Raw genomic sequence first — 13,948 nt, forward strand, 5'->3', positions numbered from 1 at the left:
AATAGCGGAAAGGTTTCACCAAGCGAAACCTGTGCTATCGATTGGAAAAACGCCTGCCGATGACTATCTGTCATTGCCCCGAGGCGCATGGGTGAGGGAAAATGCCCTCCTTTTTTCCGTTTCAGTCTATTCACACCCAGGAGATCAGCGATGCCTAGCCGTCGTGAGCGTGCCAACGCCATTCGTGCCCTCAGCATGGATGCCGTGCAAAAAGCCAACAGCGGCCATCCCGGTGCCCCTATGGGTATGGCAGATATTGCCGAAGTGCTGTGGCGCGACTACCTCAAGCACAACCCGAGCAACCCGTCGTTCGCCGACCGTGACCGCTTCGTGCTGTCCAACGGCCACGGCTCGATGTTGATCTACTCGCTGCTGCACCTGACCGGCTACGACCTGTCCATCGACGACCTCAAGCAGTTCCGTCAACTGCACAGCCGCACTCCAGGCCACCCGGAATTCGGTTACACCCCGGGCGTCGAAACCACCACCGGCCCGCTGGGTCAGGGTCTGGCCAACGCCGTCGGTTTCGCTCTGGCTGAAAAAGTCATGGGCGCGCAGTTCAACCGTCCCGGCCACAACATCGTTGACCACCACACCTACGTGTTCCTCGGTGATGGCTGCATGATGGAAGGCATTTCCCACGAAGTCGCCTCCCTGGCCGGCACGCTGGGCCTGGGCAAGCTGATTGCCTTCTACGATGACAACGGCATTTCCATCGACGGTGAAGTCGAAGGCTGGTTCACCGATGACACGCCGAAGCGTTTCGAAGCCTACAACTGGCAGGTGATCCGCAACGTCGACGGCCACGATCCGGAAGAGATCAAGACCGCCATCGAAACTGCGCGCAAGAGCGCTCAACCGACGCTGATCTGCTGCAAGACCACCATCGGTTTCGGTTCGCCGAACAAGCAGGGCAAGGAAGATTGCCACGGCGCCCCACTGGGTGACGCGGAAATCGCCCTGACCCGTCAGGCGCTGAACTGGAACCACGGCCCGTTCGAAATCCCGGCCGACATCTATGCCGAGTGGGACGCCAAAGAAGCTGGCCGCGCGGTCGAAGCCGAGTGGGATCAGCGTTTCGCCGCTTACTCCGCTGCATTCCCGACTGAAGCCAACGAGCTGATCCGTCGTCTGAGCGGCGAACTGCCGGCCGACTTCTCGGAAAAAGCCTCGGCCTACATCGCCGAAGTCGCGGCCAAGGGCGAGACCATCGCCAGCCGCAAAGCCAGCCAGAACACCCTCAATGCTTTCGGCCCGCTGCTGCCGGAAATGCTCGGCGGTTCGGCTGACCTCGCCGGCTCCAACCTGACCCTGTGGAAAGGCTGCAAAGGCGTCAGCGCTGAAGACGCCAGCGGCAACTACATGTACTACGGCGTGCGCGAGTTCGGCATGACCGCGATCATGAACGGCGTCGCCCTGCACGGCGGTCTGGTGCCTTACGGCGCGACCTTCCTGATGTTCATGGAATACGCACGCAACGCCGTACGTATGTCGGCTTTGATGAAGAAGCGCGTGATCCACGTCTACACCCACGACTCCATCGGTCTGGGCGAAGACGGCCCGACGCACCAGCCGATCGAGCAATTGACCAGCCTGCGCAGCACGCCGAACCTCGACACCTGGCGCCCAGCCGATGCCGTGGAATCGGCAGTGGCCTGGAAAAACGCGCTGGAGCGCAAGGACGGCCCTTCGGCGCTGATCTTCTCGCGGCAGAATCTGCAACATCAGGAACGCGACGCTGGCCAGATTGCCAACATCAGCCGTGGCGGTTATGTGCTCAAGGATTGCGCAGGCGAGCCTGAGCTGATCCTGATCGCCACCGGTTCGGAAGTCGGTCTGGCCGTACAGGCCTTCGATAAACTGACCGAGCAGGGCCGCAAGGTTCGCGTGGTTTCGATGCCTTGCACCAGCGCGTTTGATGCTCAGGATGCGGAGTACAAGCAGTCGGTTCTGCCGTTGCAGGTCAGCGCACGTATCGCCATCGAAGCGGCCCACGCCGATTTCTGGTTCAAGTACGTGGGTCTGGAAGGTCGCGTTATCGGCATGACCACCTACGGTGAGTCGGCGCCGGCTTCGGCATTGTTCGAAGAGTTCGGCTTTACCCTGGAAAACATCCTCGGTCAGGCTGAAGAGCTGCTGGAAGACTAAATCTGACAGTTATGTTGTCCGGGCTGACGCCTTCGCGAGCAGGTCGAGTCGTCGCACCGTCGCTCCCACAGGGAAATGCATTCCAATGTGGGAGCGAGCCTGCTCGCGAAAGCGTTGGTTCAGGCAACATCGCACTGCCTGATTCACCACGGTAATCGAGAACCCCATGCCTCAACCGCGTCCCTACAAAGTTGCACTCAACGGCTACGGCCGCATTGGTCGTTGCGTCTTGCGGGCGTTGTTCGAGCGCGGCGCGCAGGCCGGGTTTGAAATTGTCGCGATCAACGATCTGGCCGACATGGCCAGCATCGAATACCTGACACGCTTCGACTCCACCCACGGCCGCTTTCCCGGCGAAGTGCGGGTTGAGGGCGATTGTCTGCATATCAATGGCGACTGCGTGAAGGTCCTGCGCAGTGCCACCCCTGAAGGTATCGATTGGGCGTCGCTGGGCGTCGATCTGGTGCTGGAATGCTCCGGCGCTTACCACACCCGTGCCGATGGCCAACGATTTCTCGATGCCGGCGCGCCCCGCGTGCTGTTCTCGCAGCCGATGGCCAGCGAAGCGGATGTCGACGCCACCATCGTCTACGGCGTCAATCAGGACTGCCTGACCGGCGATGAACTGCTGGTGTCCAACGCCTCCTGCACCACCAACTGCGGCGTGCCGCTGCTGCGTCTGCTCGATCAGGCGATCGGTCTGGATTACGTGTCGATCACCACCATTCACTCGGCAATGAACGATCAGCCGGTGATCGACGCCTATCATGACGAAGACCTGCGCCGCACGCGTTCGGCGTTCCAGTCGGTGATCCCGGTGTCCACTGGTCTGGCGCGTGGTATCGAGCGCCTGCTGCCGGAACTTGCCGGGCGAATTCAGGCCAAAGCCGTGCGCGTGCCGACAGTCAACGTGTCCTGCCTCGACATCACGATGCAGACCGCCACCGCGACTGACGCCAACGAGGTCAACCGGATCCTGCGCGAAGCCGCCACCAGCGGCCCGCTCAAAGGCCTTTTGGCCTACACCGAGTTGCCGCACGCCAGCTGTGATTTCAACCATGACCCACATTCGGCCATCGTCGATGCCAGTCAGACCCGTGTTTCCGGCCCCAAACTGGTGAACATCCTGGCCTGGTTCGACAACGAATGGGGTTTTGCCAACCGAATGCTGGACGTAGCAGACCACTATCTGCAAACAGCAACTTCAAAAAAACCGTAGGAAGTGCGACCCATGACCGTGTTGAAGATGTCCGACCTCGATCTGCAAGGTAAGCGCGTATTGATCCGCGAAGACCTCAACGTCCCCGTCAAGGACGGTGTTGTCACCAGCGACGCGCGCATCCTGGCTTCGCTGCCGACCATCAAGCTGGCCCTGGAAAAAGGTGCGGCAGTGATGGTCTGCTCGCACCTGGGCCGCCCGACCGAAGGCGAATTCTCCGCCGAAAACAGCCTGAAACCTGTCGCCGATTACCTGAGCAAAGCGCTGGGCCGTGAAGTGCCGCTGGTGGCTGATTACCTCGGCGGTGTCGAGGTCAAGGCCGGCGACATCGTGCTGTTCGAAAACGTGCGCTTCAACAAGGGCGAGAAAAAGAACGCCGACGATCTGGCTCAGCAATACGCGGCCCTGTGCGACGTGTTCGTGATGGATGCTTTCGGTACCGCTCACCGCGCCGAAGGTTCGACCCATGGTGTCGCCAAGTTCGCCAAAGTCGCCGCTGCCGGCCCGTTGCTGGCCGCTGAACTGGACGCACTGGGCAAAGCCCTGGGCGCGCCGGCCAAGCCAATGGCGGCCATTGTTGCCGGCTCCAAGGTCTCGACCAAACTCGACGTGCTCAACAGCCTGAGCCAGATCTGCGATCAACTGATCGTCGGCGGCGGCATCGCCAACACCTTTCTCGCTGCCGCCGGCCACCCGGTCGGCAAGTCGCTGTATGAACCGGACCTGCTCGACACCGCCCGTGAAATCGCGGCGAAAGTCAGCGTGCCGTTGCCGGTTGACGTCGTGGTCGCCAAGGAATTTGCCGAAAGCGCTGAAGCGACTGTGAAGCTGATCGCTGATGTTGCGGCTGACGACATGATTCTCGACATCGGCCCGCAAACCGCGGCCAACTTCGCCGAGCTGCTGAAATCGTCGAAAACCATTCTGTGGAACGGCCCGGTCGGCGTGTTCGAGTTCGATCAGTTCGGCAACGGCACCAAAGTGCTGGCCCAGGCCATTGCCGAAAGCTCGGCATTCTCCATTGCCGGCGGTGGCGACACCCTGGCGGCGATCGATAAATATGGCGTGGCTGAGCAAATCTCCTACATTTCCACCGGTGGTGGCGCGTTCCTCGAATTCGTCGAAGGCAAGGTGCTGCCTGCCGTTGAAGTCCTGGAAAGCCGGGCCAAGGCCTGAGGCCGCCCGTTTGGCCAGGCAAAGGAGTGTTCACATGGTCAAGTCGTTAGCGCTGTTGTTGCTGACCGGTACGCTGGCGGCCTGCGGGAGCACCCCGAAGGCTGACGCGACGCCAGCACCGAGCGAACCGCAGAAGGGCTGTTATCAGGCCGACTGGCAGGCCGAAACCAACCCGGTGCTGAACAAGCGCTCGGGTCCGGACGGCCTGGACAAATACGAGACGCAAACCCCGGTCAAGGAACATGGTTGTCCTTGACGGGTCTGACTCTTTAACTCAGGGCTGGCGGCATGCGTCGTCAGTCGAGGAACACGGATGAAAGGCTTGATCGCCATTGCGGCGTTGGCATTGTTGGGTGGTTGCGCGCAGTTGAGCCTGTTTCAGTCGTCGGCCCCGGCAGACGACTGGACGACCTGGACCTGCGACAGTCAGGCCAAGGTGTTGTGGCGTTACGCCGATGCCGGACAGAAGGAAGTCGACGTTCGCCTCGGCGGCGGTGATCAGGTCTATCGCCTGAAAGAAGAGCCGGGCGCCTCGGGCACGCTGTACAGCGATGGCATGCTGGCGTTTCACGTCAAGGGTGACGAAGGCCTGGTGTACTGGGTCGCCACCAATGACCTCATTGGCCGTGGTTGCAAGGCCGAGTAACACGATTGAATTGGTGTACAGAGATCCAAATGTGGGAGCGAGCCTGCTCGCGAAAGCAATCTTGCCGTCGATGATGCAGTGTCTGTCAGACCGCTTTCGCGAGCAGGCTCGCTCCCACAGGGATTCTCTGTTGTTCACACAGTTTTGGTAACGCCGAATCACCAGACCGGGCCTCAACCCCCGATCTGCATTAACTTGAATAGCCGCCGCCGCTCCGGCAGGCTGGCACGATCAACGACCCTCAACCGGGAGAGACACACACAATGGCACTTATCAGCATGCGCCAGATGCTGGACCACGCAGCCGAGTTCGGCTACGGCGTTCCAGCCTTCAACGTCAACAACCTTGAGCAGATGCGCGCCATCATGGAAGCCGCTGACAAGACTGACTCCCCGGTGATCGTCCAGGCTTCGGCCGGCGCCCGCAAATACGCCGGCGCACCATTCCTGCGTCACCTGATCCTGGCGGCGATCGAAGAATTCCCGCACATCCCGGTGTGCATGCATCAGGACCACGGCACCAGCCCTGACGTCTGCCAGCGTTCGATTCAACTGGGCTTCAGCTCGGTGATGATGGACGGCTCGCTGGGCGAAGACGGCAAGACCCCGACCGACTACGACTACAACGTCCGCGTTACCCAACAAACCGTCGCCATGGCCCACGCCTGCGGCGTTTCGGTAGAAGGCGAGCTGGGCTGCCTGGGTTCGCTGGAAACCGGTATGGCCGGTGAAGAAGACGGCATCGGCGCCGAAGGCGTTCTGGATCACAGCCAGATGCTGACCGACCCGGAAGAAGCCGCTGACTTCGTCAAACGCACCCAGGTCGATGCCCTGGCCATCGCCATCGGCACCAGCCACGGCGCCTACAAGTTCACCAAGCCACCAACCGGCGACGTGCTGGCGATCGACCGCATCAAGGAAATCCACAAGCGCATCCCCAACACCCACCTGGTGATGCACGGTTCGTCCTCCGTGCCACAAGAGTGGCTGGCGATCATCAACCAGTACGGCGGCGACATCAAAGAGACCTACGGCGTCCCGGTTGAAGAAATCGTCGAAGGCATCAAGCACGGCGTGCGCAAGGTCAACATCGACACCGACCTGCGCCTGGCCTCCACCGGCGCCATGCGCCGCCTGATGGCTACCAACCCGAGCGAATTCGACCCACGTAAATTCTTCGGCGCCACCGTGACCGCAATGCGCGATGTATGTATCGCTCGTTATGAAGCGTTCGGTACTGCCGGCAATGCTTCGAAGATCAAACCGATCTCGCTGGAAGCGATGTACCAGCGTTATCTGAAGGGTGAGTTGAACGCCAAGGTCAACTGAGCCTGAGTGTTGAGCTGATTAAAAAGAAACCCGCCGAGAGGCGGGTTTTTTTGTGGTGCAAACGCTGTGACGAGACATCGGGACCCTTTTGCTTGATATGTCACCTAAAGTGGACTTTACTAGCGATAATCTATTTAAAGTCCGATATGGGTGACATTTTGTTTCTCGATAATCCAGCAACGTTTGCCCAGCGTATTCGCCAATTGCGCAAAGCCAAGGGCTACAGTCAGGCGCTGCTTGCGCATAGGGCTCATTGCAGCCGCAAAACCATCATCGATCTCGAAGCAGGCGAAAACGTCGCTTTTTATACCGTGTTTAGAGTCATTGCCGCGTTAGGCATGGCGTTGGAGATTGTCGATAACCGAATCGATCTCAAATCACTCGCCGAATTGGTGGAGCATGATGAGTAAGGTGAAACGACTGAATGTCATGACGCCTCAGGGCCATTCCGGCGAGTTGTCCAAAGGTTCGCAGTTTTCATTCGCTTACCAGTCAGCGTCGCCACTCAGAGAAGTTTCTCTGGTCATGCCCTATGACCCGACACCGTCGGTGAGCAGCGTATTGCAGCCCATCTTCGATATGAATGTGCCTGAGGGATATCTGGCCGACCAAATCAAGCGGCGCATGGCCAAGCATATGCAAGTGGATGAAATGCGCCTGTTGTCCGTCATTGGCGGTAATCAGATCGGTCGCCTCACGTATGAGAATCCGGTAGAACCTTCAGGCCCTGTTCGTGCGCAGGTCGGCCTGCAGGAGATCCTGTCGGCGGACACCTCTCAGCATGTTTTCGGTTTTTTGGTCGAAACCTACTTCGAGTCAGGGATTTCAGGTGTGCAGCCCAAGGTTCTGGTGCCCGATCTGGACAAACTGACTGGTAGCCGAAAAACAGTGATCAGCTCCGACCTAATCGTCAAATCAGGAGCGGAAGAGAATGAGCACCTGGCTCAAAACGAGTTTCTGTGTCTGGAAGCAGCGCGGCTGGCTGGACTGTACACGCCGCCTTTCTGGCTTTCCGATAACGGTGAGCTGTTTGTCATGGAGCGTTTTGATCTGACGGCATCTGATCGCCTTGGCTTTGAAGACATGGCGGTGCTGCTGGGGTTAAACAAGGATCCCCACGATAACTATAAATATTCGCAGAGCTACGAAACCCTTGCTGCAGTGATCCGTCAGGTATGCAGACATGCCGACCCGATACGAGAACTGGAACGATTTTTTTCATCCGTCTGTCTTTCGGTCATGGTGCGTAACGGCGATGCGCATTTGAAAAACTTCGGGGTGACCTACACGCACCCTGCGGCCACTGAAACGGTGCAGTTGGCGCCGGTATACGATGTCACGACCACAACCGTATACGAGAACTACAACCCCAGGACCGGGCGATCGCTGGTTGACCGTACTCTCGCCATCAAGATGAACAAGGCCAAAGCTTATCCGGATCGTCAGCAATTGATTGAGTTTGGTCGTAAACACTGCGCTGTGGATAAGCCAACACTGATCGTCGACCGGATAGCCGAGGCAATGAGTCAGGCGCTTTTGATTCACCGACCACGGATAGACGTTGAATTGTTTGCAAGGATGCAACGCGAATGGGACACCGGGCGCATGGTCGCGTTGAATGACTCGGTCGGTTCTGGTTTGAAGCGTCATCCTTTATCAAGCGGTAGAAAGGAAAAGGCTGATAAATGATAAGCGGTGTACCGCTACCGTGACATTTGCTTCTCAAAGTCGCGTATACGCGACATTTCGCCAAGGCAGCGGCCCGCATGTGGAGGTGGCGCAGTCCGCAGCCCACCCCTGAAGCCCTTGCAGGCTCACTCCTACAATTGGAGCGAATGTGGTCTGCAAGTTATGGGTTGTTTGTCATTTTTGGCGGCTAGTTACTTGTCGTGATCAATATCCAGTTTGGTAAACGTCACCTGCCCACCTTCGCTGGTATACCCGGTGTTGTCCTGCACATACACCCCAGCCTTGAAATACAGCGGCTTGTCGCGCCAGGTCGCGCTGATCTGTGAGTCCCATTGATACCCCGCCGCACTTACGCCCAGTGCGCCGCCGGGACTCAGGTGGATCAGGTAGTTGAATTCACGATCAAGCTTGACGCCGGTGGCGAGGGTGATGACGCGGCTTTCGGCGTCGTCCGGGCGCATGCGCACTTTAATCACCAGATTGCCGGTCTGGGTTTTTTCCTTGTACTGGTATTCGAGCTTGACCATCGGCCGCTGGCTTTCGTACGCGTGGATCTGGCCAATGACGATCTTGCCCGAGCTCGGCACCTTGTTCACCGCGAGGGTGGCGCGCAGCAGGTTGTCGGCGTCCGGGTAGTACCAGTTGCGCAGGGTGCCGTTGCTGTAGGTTTCGCGCAGTTCGGTACGCGGGTAGATGGCGTTTTCGGTTTTCGAGCCAGTCACCGGGGACCAGAAGAACAGGGTGCCGGTGTCGGAATGGAAGTACTGATCCTTGAAGCCATCCACCAGTTTTGAGGTTTCGACGGTGTACGGCGGGCTGCCAACAGGAACGCTGAGGTTCCAGGTTGCGAGGTCGATCATGACGGTTCTTCCAATCAATTCATCCGGAACGCCGGTGCCAGAAGCTCTAGCCCGCGCGTTTTCGGGCGTCTTTATAAGCGTAGCGGCAATTTTTGTTAATGCCCGCCCGGCGATTACTTGACGTCAAAGTCCTGTCGAAATGCCATCCCTCCCGGTTTTCGGGGGCTGTAGCGGTGACCGTTAGTCGGCTGGGTTGAGCATTGTTTAAATGATGGCGGGATGACAGCTTCTGCTTTCACTGATCCGCGTCTAGAGTGAAGGCTCAGTACGTCTATGGTTTTGCCGGCAACCGGTCCCGATAAGAGAAGCAGCATGGAATGCGCGCAACCCCAGCCAGGTGAAGGCAGCTCGGTCCTTTTGATCGTCGATGATTACCCCGAAAATCTGATCAGCATGCGCGCGTTGCTGCAGCGTCAGGATTGGCACGTGATGACCGCCGCCTCGGGTTTCGAGGCGCTGAACCTTTTGCTCGAACACGACATCGACCTGGTCCTGCTCGATGTGCAGATGCCCGGCATGGACGGTTTCGAGGTCGCACGGTTGATGCGCGGCAGCCAGCGTACGCGGCTGACACCGATCATTTTCCTCACCGCCAACGAGCAATCCCAGGATGCCGTGATCAAGGGCTACGCCAGTGGCGCGGTGGATTACCTGTTCAAGCCGTTCGATCCGCAAATCCTCAAGCCCAAGGTCCAGGCGCTGCTCGAGCACCAGCGCAATCGCCGTGCCCTGCAACGCCTCAGTCATGACCTGGAAGTGGCGCGCGCCTTCAATGCCTCGGTGCTGGACAACGCCGCCGAAGGCATTCTGGTGTTGAGCGAGGACGGCGTGATCCGCTTTGCCAACCCGGCGATTTCGCGACTGCTCAATGCGCCGGTGAAGGATCTGGAAGGCAAGGAGTTTCTCGATTTCCTGCAGAAGCCACATATTCCCCTGTGGGCCGATTCCGAGTTCTACGCCGGTTACCAGCGCGGTGAAACCCTGCGCCTGCATGATGCGTTGCTGCGCACGGCGCCCGGGCAGCAAGTGCCGGTGGCCTTGTCCTGCGCGCCGCTGCCCTCGGAGCAGCACGCGATGGTGGTGACGGTGCTGGACATGTCGGTGGTGCGTCACTTGCACCAGCAACTGGAATTCCAGGCGGTAACCGATCCGCTGACCGGGCTGCTCAACCGGCGCGGGTTCTACCAGACCGTGGAAAACCTGTTGTTGCGCGGGGAACGCAGCGACAGCAGCTGGGTGCTGCTCTACCTCGATCTCGATGGCTTCAAACGGGTCAATGATTCCCTCGGCCATGACGCCGGCGACCGCGTGTTGCGCTGGGTTTCCGAGCAACTGAAGGCGTGCCTGCGGCCGTTCGATATTCTCGCGCGCATGGGCGGCGATGAATTCACCGCGCTGCTGGATCTGGAGTTTCCCGAGCAAGCGGCGAAGATTGCCGAAAAACTCATCGAACGGGTATCGGTCTGTCAGCAGATCGAAGGCCTGGATATCGTCCTTGGCGCCAGTATCGGCATCGCTACTTATCCCGACTGTGGCCGTAACCTCGACGGTTTGCTGCGCGCTTCGGACATTGCCATGTACGAAGCCAAGCGTGCCGGGCGCCAGCAATATCGTTTCTATGATCATGAAATGAACGGCCGCGCGCGTTCGCGTCTGATGCTTGAAGACAGCGTGCGCGAGGCCATCGAGAATCGTGATTTCAATCTGGTCTATCAGCCGCAGGTGGCGATCGGCAGCGGACAGATCCGTGGGTTCGAAGCGTTGCTGCGCTGGCAGCATCCGAGCGTCGGCGATGTGCCGCCGGGGTTGTTTCTGCCGTTGCTGGAAGAGGCGCGCTTGATCAGTCGCCTCGGCAGCTGGATCTATCACCGTGGCGCCGGTCAGCGCAAAGCTTGGGAAACCTTGTTCGCCGAAGACCTGGTGCTCGGCGTGAGCCTGAGCAACACCCAGTTCGGCCTGCCGAATCTGGTCACTGAATTGCGTCAAGTCATGGAACGCCATGCGCTGCAACCGCGGCAACTGGAAGTCGAGGTCACCGAAGAAGCGTTGATGCAAAACCCGGACGAAACCCGCAAGCAACTGCGGCTGCTGCGTCATCTCGGGGTGCGCGTGGCGCTGGATGATTTTGGTTCGGGGCCGTGCTCGCTGGCGCATCTGCGCGATCTCGAACTGGATACGCTGAAACTCGACCGCCACTTGATCGCGCGCCTGCCGGACTCGCCACGTGATGCGGCGCTGGTGCGCATGGTCATCGATCTGTGCAAGCAATACGGCCTGCTGGTGATTGCCGAAGGAGTGGAAACCCTCGAGCAATATCAGTGGCTGCAAACCCATGGTTGCGAATACGTGCAGGGCTTCCTCGTCGCGCGGCCGTTGATCGCCGAAGACGCGGTCAGCTTCGTTGAACCGTTTGACTGGAGCGCGTTGCCCGGTTGAATTCGCTACACTGGCGGACCTTTTTCGAACCGCGTCGCTCGTCCATGACTGTGTTGAAATACCTCCAGGCCTACCCCGCACAATTGCAGGATCAGGTGCGCCAACTGATAGCCGAAGGGCGCCTGGGTGAATACCTGAATCAGCGCTATTCAGGGCGACACGACGTGCAGAGTGACAAGGCCTTGTACAGCTACGCGCTGGATCTCAAGCAGCAGTACATGCGCAATGCGCCGGCCATCGACAAAGTGCTGTTCGACAACCGCCTCGACCTGACCCATCGCGCGCTCGGTCTGCACACCACGGTGTCACGAGTGCAGGGCGGCAAGCTCAAGGCCAACAAGGAAATCCGCATCGCCGCGCTGTTCAAGGACGCCGCGCCGGATTTTCTGAAGATGATCGTAGTGCACGAGCTGGCGCACTTCAAGGAATCGGATCACAACAAGGCGTTCTATAAACTGTGCGAGCACATGCTGCCGGGGTATCACCAGATCGAGTTCGATCTGCGCGTGTACCTGACGTGGCGGGATATGCAGGCTTGACCAATCAGGAAGGTGTGGATGGACGTCAGCAAGACCAAGAGCAGTTTCTATCGCCGTTTGTACGTGGCTTATCTGATCGATAGCGGCCTGGCGCCGAGTGTGCCGACGCTGACCGAAGTCACCGGCATGCCGCGACGCACGGCGCAGGACACGATTGCCGCGCTGGCCGATCTGGACATCATCTGTGAGTTCGAACAGGAAGAGGGCGCGCGCAATCATGCCGGGCGCTATCGGATTCGCGAGTGGGGAGCGATTGATCGCGGCTGGATCGAGCGCAATTTGCGGCAGATAAAAGCGGTGCTGGAATACCCCTGATTCCTGCGCCGACGGTTCTTACGCCTTCGCGAGCAGGCTCGCTCCCACAATGGATATGCATTCCCTGTGGGAGCGAGCCTGCTCGCGAAAGGGTCTTCAGGACCGACGCATGCCGATGTGCGGAATGTCATCCTCCAGATATTCCTCGCCGACTGCGACAAACCCGTACTTGCCGTAATAGCCCTGCAGATGCGCCTGCGCCGACAGATAGATCGGCACCTGCGGCCAGTGCTTTTCGGCCTGCTTCAGCGCCTGTTCCATCATCGCGTGGCCCAACCCTTTGCCACGGCCAGCGGGCGCGGTCACCACGCGGCCAATCACCACGTCGCCGCCTTGGGATTCCGGGTCGAGCAGGCGCAAATAAGCCATCAGCTGATCATCCTCCCAGCCCATCAAGTGATGGGTATCGCCCTCCAGATCCTGGCCGTCGAGATCCGGATAGGCACATTTCTGTTCGACCACGAATACATCAGAGCGCAGCTTCAACAAGGCGTACAACTGCTCTTTGCCCAGATCACGATGATGTTTGCAGATCCACTCGATTGTCATTTTTCGATTCCTTGACCATGTCGCCCGATACTAAGCGCAGCAGCGCCGTATGTCTGTATGGCGCAACAGTCTGTGATAAAGGTCAAAATGCCACTATTCCTTTCTCGCGCTGGCTGCGACTTTGTGTAATCTGCTCAAGAGCACTGTCCACGGGCTCCCATGAGCTAATGTTCAATGCTTGGGTTTTGCCGGTAAGGGGCCTTGGGTTTTGACGTGAAACCACGTCGGGCGGTTGCCCGCTGAGGATGTTCAAGCATGCTGCGATTGCTTCAAGCCGTTGCTTTGATCGGACTGCTGGTGCTGGGCCAGGATGCTGCGGCGCAGAAGCTGCGGCTGGCGTTCGATAACTGGCCGCCGTTTACCGACGATGCACTGGTCAATGGTGGCCTGGCCACTGACATTGTCAGCACCGCACTGGCTCGCGCCGGTTATGCCAGCGGTTACGAACAAGTGCCGTGGGCGCGAGCATTGCTGGGGATTGGCGAAGGGCGTTACGACGTGCTGGTCAATGCCTGGTACAACGACGAACGCACGCAGATCGGCCAGTTTTCAGGGGAGTACCTGATCAACCGCATCCGCTTCCTCAAGCGTAAAGACGCACCTATTGAATACAACAGCCTCGAGCAACTGCACACCTATCCGATTGCGGTGGTGCGCGGCTATGCCTATTCCGCCCCTTTCGATGCCGACACGGCGATGCAGAAAGTGCCCGTGCACAACTTCGCCATGGGCGTGCGCATGCTCGCGGCGGATCGGGTCAAGCTGACGCTTGAAGATGAGTACGTAGCGAAGTATTACCTGGCGCGGGAATCGGCCAAGGTGCGCAATTCGGTGGAGTTCCTATCCAAGCCGTTGAGTGAGAACAGCCTGCATATTCTGGTCAGCCTGAAGAATCCGCAGCATGAGCAGATCGTCGCCGGGTTTGACCGGGCGATTGCAGCGATGAAGGCTGACGGGACTTATGAGAAGTTATTGCGGCGGCATGGAATGTAGTGGGGGAGCTGCAAGCTACGAGCTACAAGCTACAAGCTACAAGCCGAACG

General features: G+C 59.0%; 14 protein-coding genes. 12 read left to right on the forward strand and 2 right to left on the reverse strand.

The features are described from left to right. Positions 1-150 precede the first annotated feature (150 nt). The 8 genes from tkt to JWU58_RS02765 all read left to right on the forward strand — a co-directional run bounded on the left by tkt (position 151) and on the right by JWU58_RS02765 (position 8,206). Positions 151-2,148: a transketolase gene (gene tkt, locus JWU58_RS02730; RefSeq protein ID WP_056786473.1), complete on the forward strand. Its 1,998-nt coding sequence runs from the start codon at positions 151-153 to the stop codon at positions 2,146-2,148. Between the two features lie 166 nt (positions 2,149-2,314). After that, positions 2,315-3,367, forward strand: coding sequence for an erythrose-4-phosphate dehydrogenase (gene epd / locus JWU58_RS02735; protein ID WP_071173875.1), 1,053 nt, complete (start codon positions 2,315-2,317; stop codon positions 3,365-3,367). A 12-nt stretch (positions 3,368-3,379) separates the two neighbouring features. Then, entirely contained in the window at positions 3,380-4,543 is a 1,164-nt protein-coding gene (locus JWU58_RS02740) for a phosphoglycerate kinase (RefSeq protein ID WP_016772785.1), read from the forward strand. A gap of 34 nt (positions 4,544-4,577) precedes the next feature. After that, positions 4,578-4,799 carry a hypothetical protein gene (locus JWU58_RS02745; protein ID WP_016772786.1) on the forward strand — a complete coding sequence of 74 codons (222 nt, stop codon included), beginning with the start codon at positions 4,578-4,580 and terminating at the stop codon, positions 4,797-4,799. A 57-nt stretch (positions 4,800-4,856) separates the two neighbouring features. Continuing rightward, the gene (locus JWU58_RS02750; protein WP_123443784.1) at positions 4,857-5,189 is read left to right on the forward strand and encodes an MliC family protein; all 333 of its coding nucleotides are present in this window, start codon (positions 4,857-4,859) and stop codon (positions 5,187-5,189) included. 263 nt (positions 5,190-5,452) lie between these two features. Beyond that, on the forward strand, positions 5,453-6,517 hold the full coding sequence (fba, locus tag JWU58_RS02755; protein ID WP_008081027.1) for a class II fructose-bisphosphate aldolase: 1,065 nt from the start codon (positions 5,453-5,455) through the stop codon (positions 6,515-6,517). Between the two features lie 146 nt (positions 6,518-6,663). Further along, the gene (locus JWU58_RS02760) at positions 6,664-6,927 is read left to right on the forward strand and encodes a helix-turn-helix transcriptional regulator (RefSeq protein WP_016772790.1); all 264 of its coding nucleotides are present in this window, start codon (positions 6,664-6,666) and stop codon (positions 6,925-6,927) included. Then, positions 6,920-8,206, forward strand: coding sequence for a type II toxin-antitoxin system HipA family toxin (locus tag JWU58_RS02765; RefSeq protein ID WP_206421457.1), 1,287 nt, complete (start codon positions 6,920-6,922; stop codon positions 8,204-8,206). Before JWU58_RS02760 ends, JWU58_RS02765 begins: the two co-directional genes overlap by 8 nt. A 191-nt stretch (positions 8,207-8,397) precedes the next feature. Here JWU58_RS02765 and JWU58_RS02770 read toward each other — a convergent pair whose 3' ends face one another. Then, positions 8,398-9,066, reverse strand: a complete 669-nt coding sequence (locus JWU58_RS02770; RefSeq protein WP_016772792.1) for a polysaccharide lyase family 7 protein — start codon at positions 9,064-9,066, stop codon at positions 8,398-8,400. Between the two features lie 312 nt (positions 9,067-9,378). Between JWU58_RS02770 and JWU58_RS02775 the strand changes: the two genes are divergently transcribed. The 3 genes from JWU58_RS02775 to JWU58_RS02785 are packed head-to-tail and all read left to right on the forward strand — an operon-like array spanning position 9,379 to position 12,356. Next, on the forward strand, positions 9,379-11,502 hold the full coding sequence (locus JWU58_RS02775; protein ID WP_024014617.1) for a putative bifunctional diguanylate cyclase/phosphodiesterase: 2,124 nt from the start codon (positions 9,379-9,381) through the stop codon (positions 11,500-11,502). Between the two features lie 44 nt (positions 11,503-11,546). Continuing rightward, positions 11,547-12,041 (forward strand): YgjP-like metallopeptidase domain-containing protein, encoded by a 495-nt coding sequence (locus tag JWU58_RS02780; protein WP_038861199.1) that lies wholly within the window; start codon positions 11,547-11,549, stop codon positions 12,039-12,041. 18 nt (positions 12,042-12,059) lie between these two features. Continuing rightward, positions 12,060-12,356 carry a winged helix-turn-helix domain-containing protein gene (locus tag JWU58_RS02785; RefSeq protein WP_016772794.1) on the forward strand — a complete coding sequence of 99 codons (297 nt, stop codon included), beginning with the start codon at positions 12,060-12,062 and terminating at the stop codon, positions 12,354-12,356. Positions 12,357-12,452: 96 nt separating this feature from the next. On the opposite strand, the gene JWU58_RS02790 is transcribed toward JWU58_RS02785, so the two are convergent. Next, the gene (locus JWU58_RS02790; protein ID WP_056786498.1) at positions 12,453-12,905 is read right to left on the reverse strand and encodes a GNAT family N-acetyltransferase; all 453 of its coding nucleotides are present in this window, start codon (positions 12,903-12,905) and stop codon (positions 12,453-12,455) included. A 255-nt stretch (positions 12,906-13,160) separates the two neighbouring features. Between JWU58_RS02790 and JWU58_RS02795 the strand changes: the two genes are divergently transcribed. After that, positions 13,161-13,898, forward strand: a complete 738-nt coding sequence (locus JWU58_RS02795) for a substrate-binding periplasmic protein (RefSeq protein ID WP_122699705.1) — start codon at positions 13,161-13,163, stop codon at positions 13,896-13,898. Positions 13,899-13,948 lie beyond the last annotated feature (50 nt).

This window comes from Pseudomonas atacamensis (genome assembly GCF_017167965.1).
GTDB classification, from domain to species: Bacteria; Pseudomonadota; Gammaproteobacteria; order Pseudomonadales; family Pseudomonadaceae; genus Aquipseudomonas; species Aquipseudomonas atacamensis.

Bases quoted from the DNA above. Each gene is read 5' to 3' on its own strand.
- tkt (WP_056786473.1), top strand. From the start codon at position 151: ATGCCTAGCCGTCGTGAGCGTGCCAACGCCATTCGTGCCCTCAGCATG.
- epd (WP_071173875.1), top strand. From the start codon at position 2,315: ATGCCTCAACCGCGTCCCTACAAAGTTGCACTCAACGGCTACGGCCGC.
- JWU58_RS02740 (WP_016772785.1), top strand. From the start codon at position 3,380: ATGACCGTGTTGAAGATGTCCGACCTCGATCTGCAAGGTAAGCGCGTA.
- JWU58_RS02745 (WP_016772786.1), top strand. From the start codon at position 4,578: ATGGTCAAGTCGTTAGCGCTGTTGTTGCTGACCGGTACGCTGGCGGCC.
- JWU58_RS02750 (WP_123443784.1), top strand. From the start codon at position 4,857: ATGAAAGGCTTGATCGCCATTGCGGCGTTGGCATTGTTGGGTGGTTGC.
- fba (WP_008081027.1), top strand. From the start codon at position 5,453: ATGGCACTTATCAGCATGCGCCAGATGCTGGACCACGCAGCCGAGTTC.
- JWU58_RS02760 (WP_016772790.1), top strand. From the start codon at position 6,664: ATGGGTGACATTTTGTTTCTCGATAATCCAGCAACGTTTGCCCAGCGT.
- JWU58_RS02765 (WP_206421457.1), top strand. From the start codon at position 6,920: ATGAGTAAGGTGAAACGACTGAATGTCATGACGCCTCAGGGCCATTCC.
- JWU58_RS02770 (WP_016772792.1), bottom strand. From the start codon at position 9,066: ATGATCGACCTCGCAACCTGGAACCTCAGCGTTCCTGTTGGCAGCCCG.
- JWU58_RS02775 (WP_024014617.1), top strand. From the start codon at position 9,379: ATGGAATGCGCGCAACCCCAGCCAGGTGAAGGCAGCTCGGTCCTTTTG.
- JWU58_RS02780 (WP_038861199.1), top strand. From the start codon at position 11,547: ATGACTGTGTTGAAATACCTCCAGGCCTACCCCGCACAATTGCAGGAT.
- JWU58_RS02785 (WP_016772794.1), top strand. From the start codon at position 12,060: ATGGACGTCAGCAAGACCAAGAGCAGTTTCTATCGCCGTTTGTACGTG.
- JWU58_RS02790 (WP_056786498.1), bottom strand. From the start codon at position 12,905: ATGACAATCGAGTGGATCTGCAAACATCATCGTGATCTGGGCAAAGAG.
- JWU58_RS02795 (WP_122699705.1), top strand. From the start codon at position 13,161: ATGCTGCGATTGCTTCAAGCCGTTGCTTTGATCGGACTGCTGGTGCTG.